Genomic DNA, 19,233 nt, shown 5'->3' on the forward strand with positions numbered 1-19,233 from the left:
CCCGTACCCTCATTCAGCCCGCCGTCTGACCACAGGAGCCCCCGCGTTGAGCGACCAGACCACCCTGGAACGGGAGATCGCCGTCGAACAACGGCATCTCGACCGGGTGTACGCCCGGCTGGCCGAACTGCGTCGGTCGGCCGCCGACGCCGAGCGGGAGGGCTACCGGCTGGCCCGGGTCGGCAACTTCGGCGCGCTGGTCGAGCGGGACGCCATGGTCTTCCATGCCGCGCAGCGCCGGCACGTGCTGGACGCCGAGCACGAGGGGCTGGTCTTCGGCCGGCTGGACCTGCGGACCGGGCAGGTGCTGCACGTGGGGCGGCTCGGGGTGCGCGGGGAGAACGCCGAGACCCTCGTGGTGGACTGGCGCGCGCCGGCCGCCGCGGCGTTCTACCAGGCCACCCCGGCCGAGCCGCAGGGCGTGGTGCGGCGGCGCACGATCCAGTCGTCGGCCGAGAAGGTCACCCGGATCGAGGACGACCTGCTGGACCCGGAGTCCGCGCCGCCGGAGATGGCGGTGGTCGGCGACGGGGCGCTGCTGGCCACCCTGTCCCGGGCCACCGGCCACGGCATGCGGGACATCGTGGCCACCATCCAGCGGGAGCAGGACGAGGCGATCCGCTCCCCCGGCAACGGGGTCACGATCGTGTCCGGCGGCCCGGGCACCGGCAAGACGGCCGTGGCCCTGCACCGGGCCGCGTACCTGCTGTACTCCGACCGCGCCCGGTACGCCGGCGGCGGCATCCTGGTGGTCGGCCCGTCGAGCGTGTTCGTGCAGTACATCGCCTCGGTGCTCCCCTCGCTCGGCGAGGAGACGGCCACCCTGCACTCGCTCGGCTCGCTCTTTCCGGGCGTGTCGGCGACCCGGACCGACCCGCCCGAGGTGGCGGCCGTGAAGGGGTCGCTGCGGATGCGCCGGGTGCTGGAGCGGGCGGTCCGGGACGGGGTGCCCGGGTCCCCCACCGAGCTGCGCCTGCTCTACCGGGGTGAGCTGCTGCGGTTGGAGCGGACCGAGCTGGACGCGATCCGGGACCGGACGCTGTCCCGGGGCGCGCGCCGCAACGAGGTGCGCCGTGCCGCCTTCGACGCGGTCCTGGCGGCGCTCTGGGCGCAGGCCCGGACGCTGCGGATCGGCCGGCTGCCGGAGCAGCCCGCGTTCGAGGACGAGATCATCGAGCGGCCGGAGTTCCGGGAGTTCCTCAAGGCCTGGTGGCCGCGGTTGCACCCGCGCCACGTGCTCGGCTGGCTGGCCCGCCCGGAGCGGCTGCGCCGGTACGCCGGCGGGGTCCTGTCCGGGGCCGAGATCCGGCTGCTGACCGGCGCGTACCGGAGCCTGGACGGCGACGGGCCGACCATCGCCGACGTGGCGCTGCTGGACGAGCTGGACGCGCTGCTGGGCCAGCCGGTGCGGCGGGCGAAGCCGAAGCGGGACCCGTTCCAGCTGGCCGGCGGTGTCCGCGAGCTGAGCACGGCCGCCGACCGGCAGCGGGCCGCCCGGGCCGCCGCGCGGGAACGCCCGGAGGACTACCGCGACTACGCCCACGTGGTGGTCGACGAGTCCCAGGACGTCTCGCCGATGCAGTGGCGGATGATCGGCCGGCGCGGCCGGCTGGCCTCCTGGACGGTCGTGGGCGACCCCGCGCAGACCGCGTGGACGGGCGACCCGCAGGAGCTGGCGCGGGCCCGCGACCAGGCGCTGGGCCGGCGCCGGCGCTACCGGTACGAGCTGACCACCAACTACCGCAACTCCGCGGAGATCTTCGCGGTGGCGGCCGCGGAGATCCGCCGCGTGTACCCCGATCTCGCGCTGCCCACCGCGGTCCGGTCCACCGGGGTGGTGCCGGTCGAGCGCACCGTGCCGGCCGCCGACCTGCCCGCCGCCACGGCGGCCGCGGCCCGGGCGCTGCTGGCGGACGTCGAGGGCACGGTCGGCGTGATCACGCCGGTGCCGCGCCGGGACGAGGTGGCCGGCTGGCTGGGCGACCTGGGCGGCCGGCTCCAGGTGGTGACCAGCCTCCAGGCCAAGGGCATGGAGTACGACGGGGTCGTGCTGGTCGCCCCGAGCGAGATCCGGGCCGATCCGGGGTCGGGCGTGCGCACCCTCTATGTGGCGCTGTCCCGGGCCACCCAGCGGCTCACCACGCTCGACCCGGCCGCCTGACGGCGGCGGATCCGGCGTTCACTTGCACACATAGCGATGTGAGCATAGATTGAGCCCGGCCGGGGTGGCGGACGGGAGGGTGTGTGCGTGGGCGCAGGTCATGACCACAGCGGCGCGGTGGCCAACGCCGCGCAGCGGCACCGTGGCCGGCTGTGGGGCGCGTTCGCGCTGCTCACCGCCCTCATGGTGGTCGAGGCGGTGGCCGCGTTCGCGACCGGCTCGCTGGCCCTGCTCTCCGACGCCGGGCACATGTTCACCGACGTCCTCGGCATCGGCATGGCGCTCGCCGCGATCACCGCGACCCGGCACGCCGACACCGACCCCCAGCGCACCTTCGGGCTCTACCGGCTCGAGGTGCTGGCCGCGCTCGCCAACGCCGTGCTGCTCGGCGCCGTGGCCGTCTACGTCCTCGTCGAGGCGGTACGCCGGTTCGGCGAGCCGCCGGAGGTGCTCGCCGGGCCGATGCTCGCCGTGGCGGTGCTCGGCCTGCTCGCCAACATCGCCGCGTTCGCGCTGCTGCGCGCCGGCGCCCAGGAGAGCATCAACCTGCGCGGGGCGTACCTGGAGGTGCTGGGCGACCTGCTCGGCTCGCTCGGCGTCATCGGGGCCGCCGTGGTCATCGCGCTCACCGACTGGTGGTGGGCCGATCCACTGGTCGCCGTGGCGATCGGGCTCTTCATCCTGCCGCGCACCTGGCGGCTCGGCCGCGCCGCGGTCCGGATCCTCGTGCAGGCCGCTCCCGAACACCTCCAGGTGACCGCCGTGCACGACCGGCTGGCCGCCGTGCCCGGCGTCGCCGAGGTGCACGACCTGCACGTCTGGACGCTCACCTCGGGCATGGAGGTGGCCTCGGCCCACCTGACCATGACCCCGGGCGCCGAGGTCGGCGAGGTGCTGGCCGCCGCGCGGACCGCCCTGCACGAGGACTTCTCGATCGATCACGCCACGTTGCAGATCGAACCCGGAGCGTCGCCGGGAGCCTGCGGCGCAGTCGAGTGGTAATTAGGGCAATCTTAAATCCAAGTGACTATTGTGCACTTGTGCCGGTTTTGCCCGGGACACCGGCTCCGACCTGCGGAGCCGGCCCGGCACAGCGCCGGTAGGCTCGACCGCGGCCTCCGCCGGGCGGCGCACACCGGCGTCCGCGGCGGCCAGCGCCTAATCGCCCGCACGGGCGAGCCGGGGAACCATGTTCGTGGGGTGCATCCGCGTCAGCGGTAGGGATCTTCCGTCCCGAACCCGTCAGCTAACCCGGTCGGCGGCTGACGGAAGGACACGTGAATGCCCCCAGTGGCACCTGTACGACGGACGGTCGCCCGGTTGGCGGCCCTGCTCGTCGCGACGCTCGCCCTCGGCGTCGCGACCGCGCCGGTCTCCCCCGCCTCGGCGGCTCCGGCGACCGGCCTGCTCGCCGCCGCACCCGGCGACGACGAGGGCGGCACCCCGGCGCTTCGCGCCCAGCTCGACGCCGCCAGCAAGGGATGGCTCGAGGCGCGGGCCGCGTTGAACCGCTCGGTGACCCGGCAGCAGCAGCTCACCACGCAGCTCAAGACGATCAACGGCGAGTTGACCGTCCGCGACGCCAAGGTCGGCGAGATCGCCGGGGTGGCGTACCGGGCCGGGCGGCTCGGCACCGCCGCGGCGCTGCTCGGCAGCAGCAGCCCGGAGGGCTTCATGGACCGCGCCGCGGCGCTGGAACAGGTGGCCGCGCACGAGGACCGGGTGCTCCGCGACCTCATCGAGACCCGGGACGAGGCCACCCGCACGCAGACGGCGCTCACCGGCGAGATCCAGGAACAGCGCAAGCAGGTCGCCACGATGGCCAAGCGCAAGCAGCAGGCCGAACGCGCCCTGGAGGTGGCGAACGACCGGGCGTCCAGCAGCGGCGGCGGCAGCGTGCAGGGCACCTCGTCGGCCAACGCCGAGCCGGCCAAGCGCAACGCCGACGGCTCCTGGCCGCCCGAGTCGTGCAGCGTCAACGACCCGACTCCGGCCGACGGCTGCATCACCCCGCGTACGCTGCACGCGCTCCAGCAGGCCCAGGCGGCCGGCTTCACCCGCTACGTCTCCTGCCACCGGCCCAGCGGCTCGGGCGAGCACCCGAAGGGGCGGGCCTGCGACTTCGCCGCGCAGAAGGACGGCTTCGGCGGGGTGGCCAGCGGCGGCGACAAGACGTACGGCAACAACCTGGCCGCCTACTTCATCCGCAACGCCGACGCGCTCGCCGTGCTCTACGTGATCTGGTTCAAGCAGATCTGGCTGCCCAGCAGCGGCTGGAAGGCGTACAGCGGGGGCAACGGGGACCCGTCCAGCGACCACACCAACCACGTGCACCTGTCGGTGTACTGATCGCGCCGGCGGCACCCGGCTACGCCCCACGACGTACGCCGGGTGTCGCCGCGCGGCCCACGACGCGGCGCCCCCACCGGCCGACCATCGGGGGCATGACTCGACTCTCCCCCACCGGGCGCAAGGCCCTGCTGACCCTGCACCTGCTCACCTCGCTGGGGTGGCTCGGCGCCGACCTGGTGCTGCTGGCCCTCGGCGTGGCCGGGTTGCGCGGGGCCGACCCCGAGGTGGTCTATCCGGCGGCCGCGCTGCTGGTCACCTGGCTGTTCGCCCCGCTGAGCGTGCTCGTCTGGCTGGTCGGGCTCGCCAGTGCGCTGTTCACCCCGTGGGGGCTGCTGCGCTGGCGCTGGGTGCTGGTGAAGTTCGCGGTCACCACCGTGGTGGTCGTGCTCGTGCTGTTCCTGCTCACCCCCACGGTCCGGCACCTCGGTGCGCTGGCCGGGGCGGCCGGCACCCACGAGCGCGTCGACCTCGTGGTCGCGCCCACCGTCTCCAGCACGCTGCTGCTCGTCGTCACGGTGCTGTCCACCTACAAGCCGTGGGGCCGGTTGCGGCCGGCCCGGCCGGCGGCCCGGCGACCGGTGGTCGCGGGGCGGCGCGGCTGAGTCAGGCCGCCCCGCCCTCCAGCGTGGCGCCGAGCCGGCTGGCCAGGCCGAGGTGGGCCGCCCGGGCCTGCCGGAACGCGTAGCCGAACAGCGGCGCGGGCGCGGACAGGGTGATCTCCACGTCGATGCGCACCACCCCGTCGGGCTCGTCGCGCAGCCGGGTGTGGTTACGCACCGTGGTGGCCGGCTGCTGCCGGGCCACGGTCACGACCTCGTCCTCGTTGGCGATGAGCACGTCCGCCTGGTAGGTGACCGGGAAGTGCAGCGGGCCGAGCGCGAGCCGGTCGGTGATCGCGTAGCTCGCCAGCGCGCCCGGACGGGGCGGCAGCTGGCGGACCCGGACGATCAGCGGATGCAGCTCGCCCTGCCGGCTCAGGTCGCCGAGCAGGGCCACCGCGTGCGCCCGGGTGCACCGGGCCTGCACGGTGTAGCTGAAGCTGTCGCTGCTGAGCAAGCGGCACCCCTTCACCGTCGTGGGTCGGCACGATCGTCCCGTACCGGAGCCAGGCTCGCAACGGGTCGAAAGTCCCAGGCCGCGCGGCAGGTCGGCGAGCGGTGAGGGGTGGGCGCTCAGGCGCCGGGAAGCACCTCGGGAGCGGCGTCGGCGAACCAGGGCTCGGGCGCGCCGAACAGGCCCAGCAGGCCGGTCACCCAGAGCTGCCGGTGCACGAACCGGCTGGGCTCGGTGACCACCAGCTTGACGCCGCTGACCTCGCAGGTCTGGAAGCCGGCGACCATGGCGCTGATGCCGACGGAGTCGATGAAGCTGACGAGCCGCATGTTCAGCTCAATCCGGGAGGGGCGGCCCTTGGCGAGCACCTCGGCGATCGCTTCCCGCACCTCGTACGCGGTGTCGACGTCGATCTCCCCTCGCGGAGCGATCTGGACGACACCACCCGGCAGCACCGACTTCACGATCGACAGGCTCACGCGAGCACCTCCACTCGCCCGTACGGGCGCCTCATCAGTACGCGGGCCGCGACCGAGAGTATTCCTCCGACCGCCTCGGTCGCCACCCCTCGGGATGAGCAATTCGCGTACTGGGCACACCTGGGCATCCCAATCCGGACCTTCGGGCTCCTCATTTTCCCCGCGGTGCGGGGCGCAACCGGTCGATCGGCCGGGGCGGGCCCCGGCCGATCCGCCGACCCAGGGTAGCGGGCCGGCGCACCCCCGGGTGGCACCCGCCCCCCGGCGCGTTGGGGTGGTTCGTCCCGTCCCGCTCCGACACGATGGTTTGCGCGGTGTCCGGCCGGGGCACTGCCCGGGTGAGCGAACCGCCGGATGACACCGGAGTCCGGACCGGCCGCCGGGCTTCGGCACCCCGAGGAGGTAACACGATGTTCGGATCCACCCTGCTGGACCGCCGCAGCAAGCCCGAGCGGGTCGCCGACCAGGCATGGCAGCACCTGCTCACCGCCGTCGGCTCGGCCGGCGACAGCGTCCGGGACGCCGCCCGGTCGGCCCGCCGGAACTCCTCCGGATTCGCCGACGACGCCACCGACCTGGTCGGCTCCGCCGCCGAGGAGGCCCGCCGCCGCGCCAGCCTCGCCTTCGACGCGCTCGCCGGCCGCCGGCCGGCGCTGCCCTGGACGCTGCTGATCGCCGCGGCGCTCGCGGGCGCCGCGATCGGCTGGGCCGCCGGCACCGCCGCCCGGGCCGCCGGCAGCCGCGAACGGGACGTCGACGAGATCGAGTTCGTCGACGTCGACCGCCCCAACTCCCCCGCCGGCCTCGACGGCTGAGGCCGCACCGCACCCGCACCGACGGCGGCGCTCCCGGGCTCGGGGGCGCCGCCGTCGCGCGTCGGGACGCGGTGACGCTGGCCGGGGCGCGCTCGGCCCGGCGAGCACATCGGCGTACCCCTCTCGTCGCGTCTCGGGAGGCCGAGCGTGCTGACCAAGATCGAGGAGGGCGGCTGTCCACCCGGATCGGGTGAGGGCGGGTCACCCGGCGCGCACACAGGATCGGAGTTGCGGGACTCCGTGCCGGTGGCGGAGCCCGGCCGAACCGCGAAACCGACCCCGGAGGGAGCCAGCATGGCCACCGCGACGACCACCCGTACCGACCAGGAGATCCAGTCCGCCGTCCTCGACGAGCTGACCTGGGAGCCCCGGGTACGCCCCAACGAGATCGGGGTGACCGTCACCGAGGGGGTGGTGACGCTGGCCGGATCGGTGGACAGCTACGCCAAGAAGTGGGCCGCCGAACGGGCCGCGCACCGGGTGCCCCGGGTGCGGGCGGTCGCCAACGACCTGGCCGTCCGGATCGCCACCTCGGCCGAGAAGAGCGACCCGGAGATCGCCACCGCGGCCAGCCGGGCCCTGGAGTGGGACGCCTTCGTGCCCATCGAGGCGCTCGACGTGACCGTGGCCGACGGCTGGGTCACCCTGCACGGCGAGGTCGAGTGGGAGTACCAGCGCCGCGCCGCCGAGCGCTCCGTGGCCCGGCTCACCGGCGTACGCGGGGTGAGCAACGGCATCACCGTACGGCCGAGCACCGGCCCGGACGGGCGCGACCTGGCCGAGCGGATCGTGGACGCCCTGGCCCGCAACGCCGCCACCGAAGCGGAGGGGATCAGCGTCCGCGTGCACGGCGACACCGTGGTGCTGGAGGGGTTGGTCCACTCGTCCGGCGAGCGCGCGGAGATCGAGCGGGTGGTGTGGAGCGCACCCGGCATCCGGGAGGTGCAGAACCACGTGACCGTGGGCCGCTGACGCGGACCACCCGGGCCGGGTGATCCCGGCTCACCCCGGCGCGCGCGAGGCTGGGAACCATGACTGATCCGAACGCCACGCCGGATCGGCGGGTGATGGCCCGATGACCACGCCACTGCAGGTCACCACCGCCCGGCTGCGGCTGCCGGTGACCGGGACGGACCACGCCCGCGGGCCGGCCGACGCGCCGGTCACCCTCGTGGAGTACGGCGACTTCCAGTGCCGGTTCTGCGGGGCCGCGTACACCAACCTGGCCGAGGTGCTGCGCCAGCGCGCCGACACGGTCCGGCTGGTCTACCGGCACTTCCCCATCGCCAACGTCCACCCGTACGCCGAGAGCGCCGCGGAGACGGCCGAGGCCGCCGGCCGGCGGGGCCGGTTCTGGGAAATGCACGACTGGCTCTACGAGCATCAGGACCAGCTCGACCCGGTGCACCTGTCGCTCGGGGTGGAGCAGCTGGGGCTGCCGCCCGACGAGGTCGGCGCGGAGGTGGGGCGGCACGCCCACGCCGACCGGGTCCGGCAGGACTTCGTCGGCGGCATCCGCAGCGGGGTCGACGCCACACCCACGCTCTTCGTCAACGACGTACGGCACGACGGCGGCTACGACGTGGCCGACCTGCTGGCCGCCGTGGACGGCGCCGGGAACGCCTGACCCGGTCAGATCAGCCGTAGTTCGCGCGCCCGCCGGACGGCCTCCCGCCGGCGGGTCGCGTCGAGCTTCCGGTAGATGTTGCGCACGTGCGTCTTCACGGTGTTGACCGACAGGGACAGCTCGCCCGCGATCTCCACGTTGGACAGGATGCTCTGCAGGTAGCGCAGGATCGTCAGCTCCCGCTCGGTGAGCGGCTCGTCCAGGGTCCGCTCCGGGCGGGCCGGCCGCTCCGGCGACTCGTCGGCCCGCCGTTCGTCCGCCCCGCGGACCAGGTCGCTCACGGTCGCCCAGTGCGCCGTGCCGGCGTCGAGGTGCGCGGCCAGCAGGTCGCGGACGGCCGGTTCGGCGCGGGTGAAGACCCGCCGGTAACCCTCGGGCTCGGCCAGGTCGAGCACCTGCTCCAGGACCCGCCCGGCCCGGCGCTCGTCGCCCGCGGCGCCGGTGAGGACCGCGTCGAGCAGCCCGGCGGCGAGCCGCACGGGCAGCGGCCAGGCATCGGCGTCCGGGCCGGTCCAGTCCGGCAGCCCCCGGCCGGCGGCGCGCGGGTCGCCGGCCGCCAGCCGTACCCGCGCCAGGGCCACGTCGAGAGCCGCCTGCCCACCGTCACGCGTTCCGTCCCCGTCGACCGGCCGGGCGTCGGCCGCCGGTCCTGTCGCCGGGCCCGCCGGGCCGGCCGCCGTCGCGCCCGTCGGGCCGGTTCCCGCCTCGGTGAGCAGGGCACGGGCGCCGTCCAGGTCCCCGACGGCGGCGCGCACCTGGGCCTCGTCGGCGACCAGCCGGGCCCGCAGCTCGGGGCCGGGCGCGCTCTCCCGGGCCGCCGCGAGGGCGCGCAGCGCCGCGGCCGGTTCACCCCCGGCCGCCAGCAGGCCGGCCCGGCAGAGCGCGGCCAGCGCCGCCCCGCCCGGCTCCGTGGTCGCCGGACCGGCCAGGGTCAGGTTGGCCGCGGCCTCCGCCGGCTCGTCGCGGTCCCAGGCCACCAGGGCCAGTGCGAGGTACGCGTACCCGCAGTCGAGCCGCGAGGACCAGCCCTCGCAGGGCGGCATGGCCAGCGCCTCCCGGGCGGCGCGTTCGGCCGACCGCAGCGCGCCGTGCGCCGCGTCCAGCAACGCCGACCGGCTGGCGCAGACCAGCCCGGTACGCGGCCGGCCCGCCCGCCGGGCAGCCGCCAGCGCGCCGGAGAAGTGCCCGGCCGCCTCGGGCAGCCGGCCCTCCGCCAGCGCCACCAGCCCCAGCGCGGTGCCGGCGACGGCCCGTACGTCGGCCTCCTCCGCCACGCCGGCCCGCGGATCGTCCCCGGGGCCGGCCGGGGCGGCCGTGGCCAGCAACCGCCCGGCCGTCCGGCGTACCTCGTCGTGGTCCCCGGCGAGCCGGGCCAGGGTCAGCTCCAGCGCCGTGGCCAGCCGCCGGAACCGGTCCCGCCGCGGGGCGGGCAGGTCCCGGGCGTGTTCGACGGCCGCCCGCAGCCGATCCCCGGCCGCCTCGACGTCGCCCGCGTACGCCCGCTCGGCCGCGCCGGCCAGCGCCAGCTCGGGATCGCGGCGCACCGCCTCGACCGGCGGCTCGGGCGGGGCCGGGGCGGCGGACCGGTCCCGCTCGTACGGCGCCAGGTCGGGCCAGCGGGCGATCAGCAGCTCGGTGGCCGCGTCCCACTCGCCTCCGGACAGCGCGTGCCGCAGCGCCTCGGCCGGCCGGTCGTGGCCCGCGTACCAGCCGGCGGCGCGCCGGTGCAGGTCGCGCAGCTCGTCGGCGGGGAGCCGGTCCAACTCGTCGCGGAGCAGGTCGGCCAGCAGAGGGTGGCACCGGTACCAGGGCGGGCTGCCCCCGTCCTGCTGCACGAAGCCGCCCTCCCGGGCCAGGTCGGCCAGCACCTGGCCGGCGTCAGGCCGCCCGGTCACCGCGTCGGCCAGGTCGGCGCAGACCGCGGAGGCCACCGCGCTGCGCCGCAGCACGTCCCGGGCGGCCGGGTCCAGCGGCGCGAGCACCTCGTCGCGGAGGTAGCGGGCGACGTCCGGCCGGTCGCCGGTGAACCCGTCGACCGCGCGGGCCGGGTCGGCCTGGGCGCGCAGCGCCAGCGCGGCGAAGCGCAGGCCGGCCGGCCAGCCCCCGGTCCGATCGGCCAGGCGGGGCACCGCCGCGGCCGGCAGCGGCACGCCGTGCGCGACCAGCAGGTCGGCCACCTCGTCGGGGGTGAACGCCAGCTCGCCGGGACCCACCTCGGTCAGCTCGCCGGCCAGCCGCCACCGGTGCAGGGCCAGCGGCGGGTCGGTCCGCGTGGCCGCCACGAGCCGCAGCCGTCCCTCGCTGTGCCGGAGGAGGAACTCCAGCCCGGTCAGCGCGGCCGGGTCGGTCACCCGGTGCAGGTCATCCAGGACGAGCAGCACCGGGCGCTCCCGGGCCGCGAGGGCCGCGGCGAGCACCTCCAGCTGGTCCGGCCGGGGCGGGCCGTCCGGCACCGGCGGCCGGGGGCCCTCGTCCGGGACCCCCTCGGCGGCCTCCCGCAGCGCCGCCGCCAGGTAGGCCCAGAGCCGCTCGCCGGTGTCGCCCTCCTCGACGGTCACCCAGGCCGGCGGGGGCTCGGCCGGTACGGCCCGGGCCCAACCGGCGAGCAGGGTGGTCTTGCCCCAGCCGGCCGGCGCGAGGACCAGGGTGACCGGCCCGGCGGCGCCCTGGTCGAGCCGGTCCAGCAGCCGGGGCCGGACGAGCACCGGCTCGGGCAGCGCGGCCGGCGCGAGCCGGGACGCCAGCAGCGGCGCGCCGGCCGCACCAAGGCCGCCCGCCGAACCGCCCCCGCCCGGCACCCCACCGGCCCCCGCCGTGGCGGCGCCACCCGGGACGACCGGCGGTGGATCCGCGACGTCCGTGGCTCCGGTGAATTCGGTCGGTGTCCCGCCGACCTCGACGCGGTCAGCCTCCTCCGGCATGCGGCCCCTCCCCCGGTCGGTGCGGGCAGCGGTTACCCGGACCGGGCCGGTTCACCCCTTCGGGGCGAACCCCGCTCACCCGATCCGGTCGCACCGTGGAGGCACGCGGGCGGCCGGCCGTCGGAGCCGGCCGCCCGGGACCCTGGACGGACGGGAGGGGCCGGTGGGACGGATGCGACGCCTGGCCGGCGGGGGGCTCGCCGTCGCGGTGGCGGGCGCCCTCGTACGCCGGCACCGGCACCGGCCGGCCACGGCCGCACCCGAACCGCGGCCCGGGCGCTGGCAGGTCGTGACGGTGGCCGGCCGGCCCGAGGAGGTGCTTCCGCGCGGGCGCCGGCCGGAGCCGCTGCGCCGGCTCGGCGGCGGGGTCGAGCTGTGCGCGGGCCCGGCTCCCGGCGGGCGGGGCACCGAGCTGGCGGCCCGCCTGCCCAACGGCGGGGCGGCGCTGCCGGGACTGGCCGCCCACCTGGTCGGCGACGATCCGGGCCGGTTCCTGCGCCAGGTGCTGCGGGAGACGAAGCAGCTCGTGGAGACCGGTGAGGTGCTGCGGGCGGACCGCTCCCGGCTCGACGGGCCGGGCTGAGCCGGCCCTCCGCGCCCCGTGATCCGGGCGGCTCCGGATGGCACACTCGGCGGATGCGCGACGACCGCCCGTACGATCTCGTCCTCTTCGGCGCCACCGGGTTCACCGGCGGCCTCACCGCCGAGTACCTGGCCCGGCACGCCCCCGACGGGCTGCGCTGGGCGCTCGCCGGTCGCAACCCGGGCAAGCTGGCCGGGGTGCGCGACCGGCTGGCCGCCATCGAGCCGGGCCTGGCCGAGGTGCCGCTGCTCACCGCCGACGTGACCGACCCGGCGTCGCTGCGGGCCGTGGCGGAGAGCGCCCGGGTGGTGGCCAGCACCGTCGGCCCGTACGTCCACCACGGCGAGCCGCTGGTCGCCGCCTGCGCCGCCGCCGGCACCGACTACCTCGACATCACCGGCGAGCCGGAGTTCGTCGACCTCATGTACGTGCGGCACCACGCCGAGGCGGTGCGCACCGGTGCGCGGCTCGTGCACGCGTGCGGCTTCGACTCGATCCCGCACGATCTGGGCGCCTGGTACACCGTCAAGCACCTGCCCACCGACGGGCCGGTCACCGTGGACGGTTACGTCCGGGCGGGCGGGCGGTTCTCCGCGGGGACGTACCACTCGGCGCTGACCGCGTTCTCCCGTACCGGGGAGATGAGCCGGGCGGCGAAGGCGCGCAAGGCGGTCGAGCCGCGCCCGGAGGGCCGCCGGGTCCGGGCGGTGCCCGGCCGGGTCGGCCGGGTCCGGGAGTTCGGGCAGTGGGCGGTGCCGCTGCCCACCATCGACCCGCAGGTGGTCCGCCGGTCGGCGGCGGCCCGCCCGGAGTACGGCCCGGACTTCCGCTACCGCCACTTCGCGGCGGTGAAGCGGCTGCCCACCGTGCTGGCCGCCGGGGTGGGCCTGGCCGGGGTGGTCGGGCTCGTGAAGCTGCCGCCGACCCGGCGCTGGCTGCTCGGCCGGCTCTCCTCCGGTCAGGGGCCGAGCGCGGAGCAGCGGGCGAAGTCGTGGTTCCGGGTACGGTTCGTCGGCACCGGCGGTGGTCGGACTGTCCGCACCGAGGTGGCCGGCGGCGATCCCGGCTACGACGAGACCGCCAAGATGCTCGCCGAGTCCGCGCTCTGCCTGGCCCTCGACGACCTGCCCCCGACCGCCGGGCAGGTGACGCCGGTGACCGCCATGGGCGACGCCCTGCTCGACCGTCTGGTCCGGGCCGGGATCACGTTCCGGGTGCTGGCTTGACCCTCGACCGGGTCGAGGGCCCAGGATCCGGCGTCGTGGAGAGCGAACTGCGCAGCATCGGCGAACTGGCCCGGGCCAGCGGACTGACGGTGAGCGCGCTGCGGTTCTACGACCGGTCCGGCGTGCTGGTGCCGGCGCTGGTGGACCCGGCGACCGGCTACCGCTGGTACGCCGACGACCAGGTGGCCCCGGCCCGCCTCGTCGCCGGGCTGCGCCGGGTCGGCATGCCGCTGGCCGGGATCGCCGAGGCGCTGCGGCACCGGCACCGGCCGGCCGTGGTGCACCGGTTGCTGGACGCGCACCTGCGCCGCCTGGAGGACGGCCTCGCCGACGCCCGCCGTGAGCTCTCCCGGATCCGTACCCTGATCGATCCGGAGGAGACCCCCGTGACCCCGACCCGACTCGTGCTGTCCCGCACCGACCTGGCCGCCGCCGTGGACTCCGTCCGGTTCGCCGTCGGCAGCGACCCGGAGCTTCCGGTGCTCTCCGGCGTGCTGGTGGAGGTCGAGCCGGACGGCGTCCGGCTGGTCGCCACCGACCGGCACCGGCTGGCCGTGGCCCGGGTCGGCGGGAAGGTCGACGGCCCGCCCGTCCGCGCGCTCCTGCCGGTGGACGCCGTCGACGAGCTGCGCGCCCTGCTCGACACCGGCGCCGGGATCACCCCGGACGCACACCTCACGGTCGGCCCCGACCGGGTGGCGGCCGCGGTGGCCGGGCGGCCGGTGACCGCCGCCGCCCTCCCGTACGACTTCCCGGACTACCGGCGCCTGCTGCACGGGCAGGTCGGCGAGGTGCCCACCCACCGGATCCCGGTGGACGTGCCGGCGCTGCGGCGGGCGCTCACCGCCGACGCCGCTCCGGTGCTGCTCCGCGAGTACGCGGGCGTCGACCACGAGGTGGTCGTGCTCGGCGTGGACGACCGGGGCGGGCTGTGCGTGCTCGGGCCCGACGCCCCGGACGGCCTGCGGGTGGGGGTGAACCGGGAGTATCTGCTCGACGCCCTGGACGCCGGCGGCCGGGGCCAGCTCGTACTGGAGCTGGACGGACCGATCGGCCCGCTGGCCGTGCGCCGCCCCGACGACGAGGACGTCTTCTCCATCCTCATGCCGGTCCGCCTCTGACGCGCTGGTCCCCGACCGGCGGTGACCCACCGGCCACCGTCGGGCCGACCCGCTGCTCAGGGCGCCTGTGTCGAGTGTCGGGTGCCCCTCCGCCGTGCGACAGTGGCCGTGGGGTCGGCCGTCCGTGGGCACCGGCCGGACGGACAGTCGCGGGGAGGGACCGTCAGTGGGCACGACCAGCAGGGCCGACGTGGCGCGGCAGCAGGAGATCAACGGGCGGGTCAGCACCCTGCTCCAGCACGCGGCGTCGGTGATGGTCGCCCGGAAGGCGGACTGCCTGGCGCCATTCGACCTCACCGTCACCCAGTACACCGCCATGCTGATGCTGCGCTGCAATCCCGGGTCGTCGAGCGCCCAGCTCGCCCGCCTGTGCCGGGTCACGCCCCAGTCGATGAGCGTGGTGACCGCCGCCCTGGAGCAGCGCGGGCTGGCGCAGCGGACTCCCGCGGCGATCCACCCGCGGGTCATGGCGCTGACCCTGACCCGTCGGGGCGCCATCCTGCTGAACCGGGCCGATCTCGCCGCCCGTGAGGTCGACGCCCGCTACGAGGAGGAGTTCACCGCGGACGAGCTGGCCGCGCTGCGGCACCTGCTGGAGCGGGCCCGGCGGGTGCTCGACGACCCCCGGAAGTCCGCGGGCGCCCCGTCCGGTGGGTGACGTCCGTCGGCGAATCAGCCGTCCGGCAGAGTCGTGCGGAAATGTTAGGCGCGTCACTCCAACCGGTCCGGAAGTCGCGAAAAAAGCAGATTCATAAGTTTGTCCGTTGGTCCACCGCCGACGCGAAAGGGAGCTGATCCAGCGCGTCGGCCTGTCACATTTACGCAACCTCGTTGACGAATTCCGCTAGGCGGAACAGGCGCACCTTGCCGGGCTGCGCCGCCCGCCCGGAGCCCGACCGGGCCTCCTGCCTGCCGATCTGCGCCCGCTCCCCCGCCGCCGGGCGAGGCGCGGCCGGCTGTCACGTCGGCCGGGAAATTTGACTCGTCAGTTTTATCGGCGGCCCCGACACGAGCCGGCAATATCGCGCCACGCGTCGCTCCACCGCGTATGTGCGCTTCGTTCAATCATTCACCGCCGAGATGTCGACGACCTGACATTGCTTTTCCCCGTCCGTCCCGAGCAATTGATGTAGTGTGATTCGCGATCAGGATCCTGAGCGTGATCAGTTGACTGAGACGGGGGAGGACCTGTGTCGATGGATGAGGTCGCCATGGTGACGGACGACGAGGGTCGCTCGTGGCCCGTCGGGCAGGCGCAGCGCGCGGCTTTCGTGCTGGCCGACGACGACCGCGAGTGCCTGCGGGCGGTGGCGCGGGGGATCGCCGCCCGGCACGCGGACCGGCCCTCGGGTCTGCACCTGGACGACGACGACCTGATGGTCGACTGCAAGCTGCGGATGCTGCGGGAGGGCCCGGAAGCGCTGGTGCGCGCGCTCACCCAGTTCCGCTACCGCAGCAACCCCGACGGGGTGCTGCTGCTGCGCAACGTGCCGATCGACGACGTGCTGCCACCCACTCCCGAGCAGGGCAACTACGACGGTGATTGGCAACGGCTCGAGGTCGCGACGATGACCCAGCTCGCGGTGATGAACATCCTCGGCGACGTGATCTCGTACGCCGACGAGAAGGCGGGCCGCATCATCCAGGACGTGGCGCCCGTGCTCGGCGCCGAGAAGCGGCAGGAGAACACGGGGAGCTGCTTCCTCGAGCTGCACACGGAGGACGGGTTCCACCCGCAGCGGCCACGTTTCATCAGCCTGCTCGCCCTCCGGCCGGACCACGAGCGGGTGGCGCTCACGCTGGCCAGCGGCATTCGCCGGGCGCTCGCCGGGCTGGACGGCGGGACCCGCGAGGTGCTCACCCAGCCGATCTACCGGATCCGGCTGGCCAGCTCGTTCGTCGGGGACCGGGAAGACGTCTACGCCGGGCCCGTCCCGGTGCTCAGCGGCTCGCCCTCCGATCCGGAGCTGTGCGTCGACTTCCACGCGATGACCACCGAGGACCCGGAGGGCCGGCGGGCGTTGGCCAGCCTGCGCCGGGCGATGCTGACCAATCTGGTCGGTCACGTCCTCGAGGCCGGGGACCTGCTCATCGTCGACAACGACAAGGCGGTGCACGGTCGCACCGGCTTCGCCGCCCGGCACGACGGCCGGGACCGGTGGTTGCGCCGCTCCTTCGCCGTGCCCGACCTTCGCCGGTCGACCGCCGATCGGCTGCCGCGTTCGCACGTGCACCGGCGGATCTTCAAGTCCAGGATCGACCAGTCGCGTGCCGACCGGCGCCCCGCCTACAGCAACGACTAGACAAGGAACATTCACAATGACGACGAGATCGGAACGTCAGGGCCTGCTGCTCGTGGTCGTCGGCGCCTGCTTCCTCATGGTGATGATGGACAACACCATCCTCAACGTGGCGTTGCAGGCCATCCAACGGGACCTGCGGGCCGACAACTCCCAGCTCCAGTGGGCGGTCGACTCCTACATCCTGGTCTACGCCTCGCTGATGTTCACGGCCGGCGTGATCGCGGACCGGTGGGGGCGGCGGCGTACCCTCGCGGTCGGACTTGCCGTTTTCGCCCTGGCCTCGGCGTTCTCGGCCTTCGCCGACAGCCCGGACGCGCTGATCCTCTGGCGTGCCGTGATGGGCGTCGGCGGCGCGGTCGTGCCTCCGGCCACCCTGGCCATCATCAAACACGCGGTGCCGGAGGACGAGCACGGCAAGGCCATGGGGATCTGGGCGGCGCTCGGCGGGCTGTCCGTGGCGTTCGGCCCGATCCTCGGCGGTGCGCTGCTGGAGCGGTTCTGGTGGGGCTCGGTCTTCCTGATCAACGTGCCGGTGGCGGTCGCCTGTCTGGCGCTGCTGTTCGTCGTGGCCCGGGAATCCCGGTCCACCGCCCGGTTCCACCTCGATCTGCCGGGCCTGCTGCTGTCCACCGCCGCGATCGCGGCGATCGTCTACGGGGTGATCCGGGCCGGCGAGGACAACGACTGGTTCGCGCCGGCCTCCGCCGGGATGGTGGCGCTCGGTCTCGTGCTGACCGTCGTGCTGATCCTGGTGGAACGGCGCACCGCGCACCCGGTGCTCGACGTGAGCCTGTTCCGCAGCGCGCCGTTCGCGGGCGGCACCACGGCCGTGTCGCTCGCCTTCTTCGCCCTCACCGGCGGCACGTTCCTGCTGGTCTTCTACGTGCAGCTGGTTCTCGGCCACACTCCGCTGGAGCTGGGCCTGATCCTGTTGCCGGTCGCGGTGGGCAGCGTGCTGTCCGCCGTGACGAGCGCGGGGATGGTGCGGCGCTACGGTTTCCGGCTCACCGTGAGCGGGGGCCTGGTGCTGCTGGCGGTGTCCTTCGGCGGCCTGCTCCTCGCCACCACGACGTCGCCGCTGTGGCGACTCGAGGCGAGTCTCCTGGTGGCCGGCCTCGGCATGGGCTTCGTCATGGGTGCCACGACCACGCTGGCGATGTCCGCGGTGCCCACCCAGAAGGCGGGCGTCGGCGGCGCGGTCAACAACACGGTCCGGCAGGTCGGTGCGGCGCTCGGTGTCGCCGTGATGGGCTCGGTGCTGTCGATGACCTACCGCGACCGGGCCGCCGAGGTCCTCGACGTGCTGCCGGCGGGGCAGCGCGAGCGGGCCGGGGATTCCCTCGGTGCCACGCTGTTCGCCCTCGGGGGCGGCTCCCCGGCGGGCGGTGCGGCCGGCCCGGAGACGCTGGCGCTGGCGGACCGCGCGCGGGATGCGTTCGTGGGGGCGATGCACGTGACCCTCGGGGTGGGCATCGCCGTGCTGCTCGTCGGTGCGCTGCTCGTGCTCGTCTGGGTTCCCGCGCGGCTCACGCCCCGGCCCGCATCGCCGGACCTGCCGCTGGACTCCGCGCTGACCGGGGAGACCCGATGACCGGGGCTGTGGTCGACCAGGACGTCTGCTCGCCGCAGGCGGCGCGGGCCCTGCCGCCCGAGGAGTTCCAGCGCATCTTCGTCGACCGCAACCGGGGCGTCGTGGACGCCGCGGACCAGGCCCGGATCTCCGCCGCCCGGATCCTCGTGGCCGGCTGCGGGTCGATCGGCGGCGCCGCGGTGGAGCCGCTCGTCCGGCTCGGCTTCCGGTCCCTGGCGCTGGCCGACCTGGGCACCTACGAGCTGACGAACCTCAACCGGCAGAACGCCACGGTCGACGACCTGGGCCGCAACAAGGCCGCCGTGGCGGCCGACCGCGCCCGGGCGATCAACCCGCACGTGGCGGTCGACGTGGCCACGGACGGGGTCACCGAGGAGACGCTGGACGCGCTCCTCGCCGGCGTCGACGTGGTCATCGACGGCGTCGACGTCACCACCCGCTCGGGGCTCGCGGCGAAGGGACTGCTGCACGAGCGGGCCCGGGCCCGCGGCCTGCCGTTGATGACCGGGTGGGACATGTCGGGCACGCAGTATGTCCGGGTCTACGACTACCGGCGGGAGCAGCGGCTCTTCGGGGGTGCGGTGACCCGGCGGCAGCTCGACGAGATGCCGCTGTGGGAGCTGCTCGCCCGGCTGGTGCCGGCTCGCAAGGTGCCCCGGGACCTGGTCGGCCTGATCCGGCGCGGCCTGCACCGGGACGAGTTCACCTTCCCGCAGTTGGTGCAGGCGGCCGACATGTTCGGCGTCCTGGCGGCGACGCTCACGGTCCGCCTGGTGACCGGGCGGCCCGTGCCCTCGTCGGCGACGGTCGACGTCCACCGTCTCGCCATGCCGTCCGGCGAGCGGCTGTGGGACCGGCTCCGCCAACCGGTCGAGGTGGCCGGTCTGCTGCTCGCCATGACCCGCGGAGCCCGTCGCCGCCGCTGATCCGCCCGGCCCGTCCATCCAGCGCCCCTCCGCGGGGCGAATTTATCGAAGTTCATCGATTCTAGGGGAGGAATC

At 75.2% G+C, this 19,233-nt stretch carries 17 protein-coding genes and 1 riboswitch; of the genes, 14 read left to right on the forward strand and 3 right to left on the reverse strand.

The window, feature by feature from the left end; all coding sequences use genetic code 11:
* Positions 1 to 46 precede the first annotated feature (46 nt).
* From GCE86_RS18080 to GCE86_RS18095, 4 genes are all read left to right on the forward strand, one after another.
* Positions 47 to 2,161, forward strand: a complete 2,115-nt coding sequence (locus GCE86_RS18080; protein ID WP_154228055.1) for a HelD family protein — start codon at positions 47 to 49, stop codon at positions 2,159 to 2,161.
* Between the two features lie 87 nt (positions 2,162 to 2,248).
* Positions 2,249 to 3,163: a cation diffusion facilitator family transporter gene (locus GCE86_RS18085; protein ID WP_154228056.1), complete on the forward strand. Its 915-nt coding sequence runs from the start codon at positions 2,249 to 2,251 to the stop codon at positions 3,161 to 3,163.
* A gap of 143 nt (positions 3,164 to 3,306) precedes the next feature.
* Positions 3,307 to 3,438, forward strand: a riboswitch (cyclic di-AMP (ydaO/yuaA leader).
* A 4-nt stretch (positions 3,439 to 3,442) separates the two neighbouring features.
* Positions 3,443 to 4,510: a coiled-coil domain-containing protein gene (locus GCE86_RS18090; RefSeq protein WP_154228057.1), complete on the forward strand. Its 1,068-nt coding sequence runs from the start codon at positions 3,443 to 3,445 to the stop codon at positions 4,508 to 4,510.
* 95 nt (positions 4,511 to 4,605) lie between these two features.
* Positions 4,606 to 5,115 carry a hypothetical protein gene (locus tag GCE86_RS18095; protein WP_154228058.1) on the forward strand — a complete coding sequence of 170 codons (510 nt, stop codon included), beginning with the start codon at positions 4,606 to 4,608 and terminating at the stop codon, positions 5,113 to 5,115.
* Between the two features lies 1 nt (position 5,116).
* Here the strand turns inward: GCE86_RS18095 and GCE86_RS18100 are convergent, their stop codons facing one another.
* Positions 5,117 to 5,569, reverse strand: a complete 453-nt coding sequence (locus tag GCE86_RS18100) for an SRPBCC family protein (protein ID WP_154228059.1) — start codon at positions 5,567 to 5,569, stop codon at positions 5,117 to 5,119.
* A gap of 116 nt (positions 5,570 to 5,685) precedes the next feature.
* On the reverse strand, positions 5,686 to 6,045 hold the full coding sequence (locus GCE86_RS18105; RefSeq protein WP_154228060.1) for an STAS domain-containing protein: 360 nt from the start codon (positions 6,043 to 6,045) through the stop codon (positions 5,686 to 5,688).
* 410 nt (positions 6,046 to 6,455) lie between these two features.
* Here GCE86_RS18105 and GCE86_RS18110 point away from each other — a divergent pair, with 410 nt between their 5' ends.
* The 3 genes from GCE86_RS18110 (at position 6,456) to GCE86_RS18120 (ending at position 8,487) form a co-directional block, all read left to right on the forward strand.
* Positions 6,456 to 6,860 carry a hypothetical protein gene (locus GCE86_RS18110; RefSeq protein WP_154228061.1) on the forward strand — a complete coding sequence of 135 codons (405 nt, stop codon included), beginning with the start codon at positions 6,456 to 6,458 and terminating at the stop codon, positions 6,858 to 6,860.
* Between the two features lie 294 nt (positions 6,861 to 7,154).
* Positions 7,155 to 7,832 carry a BON domain-containing protein gene (locus GCE86_RS18115; protein ID WP_154228062.1) on the forward strand — a complete coding sequence of 226 codons (678 nt, stop codon included), beginning with the start codon at positions 7,155 to 7,157 and terminating at the stop codon, positions 7,830 to 7,832.
* Between the two features lie 103 nt (positions 7,833 to 7,935).
* Positions 7,936 to 8,487 carry a DsbA family protein gene (locus tag GCE86_RS18120; protein WP_154228063.1) on the forward strand — a complete coding sequence of 184 codons (552 nt, stop codon included), beginning with the start codon at positions 7,936 to 7,938 and terminating at the stop codon, positions 8,485 to 8,487.
* A 5-nt stretch (positions 8,488 to 8,492) separates the two neighbouring features.
* On the opposite strand, the gene GCE86_RS18125 is transcribed toward GCE86_RS18120, so the two are convergent.
* A complete protein-coding gene (locus GCE86_RS18125; RefSeq protein ID WP_154228064.1) occupies positions 8,493 to 11,408 on the reverse strand; it encodes a winged helix-turn-helix domain-containing protein in 2,916 nt (971 codons plus the stop codon).
* A 172-nt stretch (positions 11,409 to 11,580) separates the two neighbouring features.
* Here GCE86_RS18125 and GCE86_RS18130 point away from each other — a divergent pair, with 172 nt between their 5' ends.
* The 7 genes from GCE86_RS18130 (at position 11,581) to GCE86_RS18160 (ending at position 19,158) form a co-directional block, all read left to right on the forward strand.
* The gene (locus GCE86_RS18130) at positions 11,581 to 11,991 is read left to right on the forward strand and encodes a hypothetical protein (RefSeq protein ID WP_204342584.1); all 411 of its coding nucleotides are present in this window, start codon (positions 11,581 to 11,583) and stop codon (positions 11,989 to 11,991) included.
* A 53-nt stretch (positions 11,992 to 12,044) separates the two neighbouring features.
* Positions 12,045 to 13,217 (forward strand): saccharopine dehydrogenase family protein, encoded by a 1,173-nt coding sequence (locus GCE86_RS18135; RefSeq protein ID WP_154228065.1) that lies wholly within the window; start codon positions 12,045 to 12,047, stop codon positions 13,215 to 13,217.
* 47 nt (positions 13,218 to 13,264) lie between these two features.
* Entirely contained in the window at positions 13,265 to 14,338 is a 1,074-nt protein-coding gene (locus tag GCE86_RS18140) for a DNA polymerase III subunit beta family protein (RefSeq protein ID WP_154230569.1), read from the forward strand.
* Between the two features lie 166 nt (positions 14,339 to 14,504).
* Positions 14,505 to 14,996 (forward strand): MarR family winged helix-turn-helix transcriptional regulator, encoded by a 492-nt coding sequence (locus GCE86_RS18145; protein WP_154228066.1) that lies wholly within the window; start codon positions 14,505 to 14,507, stop codon positions 14,994 to 14,996.
* A 538-nt stretch (positions 14,997 to 15,534) separates the two neighbouring features.
* Complete coding sequence (locus GCE86_RS18150; protein WP_239542910.1) at positions 15,535 to 16,641, forward strand: TauD/TfdA family dioxygenase; 1,107 nt, start codon at positions 15,535 to 15,537, stop codon at positions 16,639 to 16,641.
* A 16-nt stretch (positions 16,642 to 16,657) separates the two neighbouring features.
* Complete coding sequence (locus tag GCE86_RS18155; RefSeq protein WP_154228068.1) at positions 16,658 to 18,232, forward strand: MFS transporter; 1,575 nt, start codon at positions 16,658 to 16,660, stop codon at positions 18,230 to 18,232.
* Complete coding sequence (locus GCE86_RS18160) at positions 18,229 to 19,158, forward strand: ThiF family adenylyltransferase (protein ID WP_154228069.1); 930 nt, start codon at positions 18,229 to 18,231, stop codon at positions 19,156 to 19,158. Before GCE86_RS18155 ends, GCE86_RS18160 begins: the two co-directional genes overlap by 4 nt.
* Positions 19,159 to 19,233 lie beyond the last annotated feature (75 nt).

It is taken from the genome of Micromonospora terminaliae (assembly GCF_009671205.1).
Taxonomy (GTDB): domain Bacteria; phylum Actinomycetota; class Actinomycetes; order Mycobacteriales; family Micromonosporaceae; genus Micromonospora; species Micromonospora terminaliae.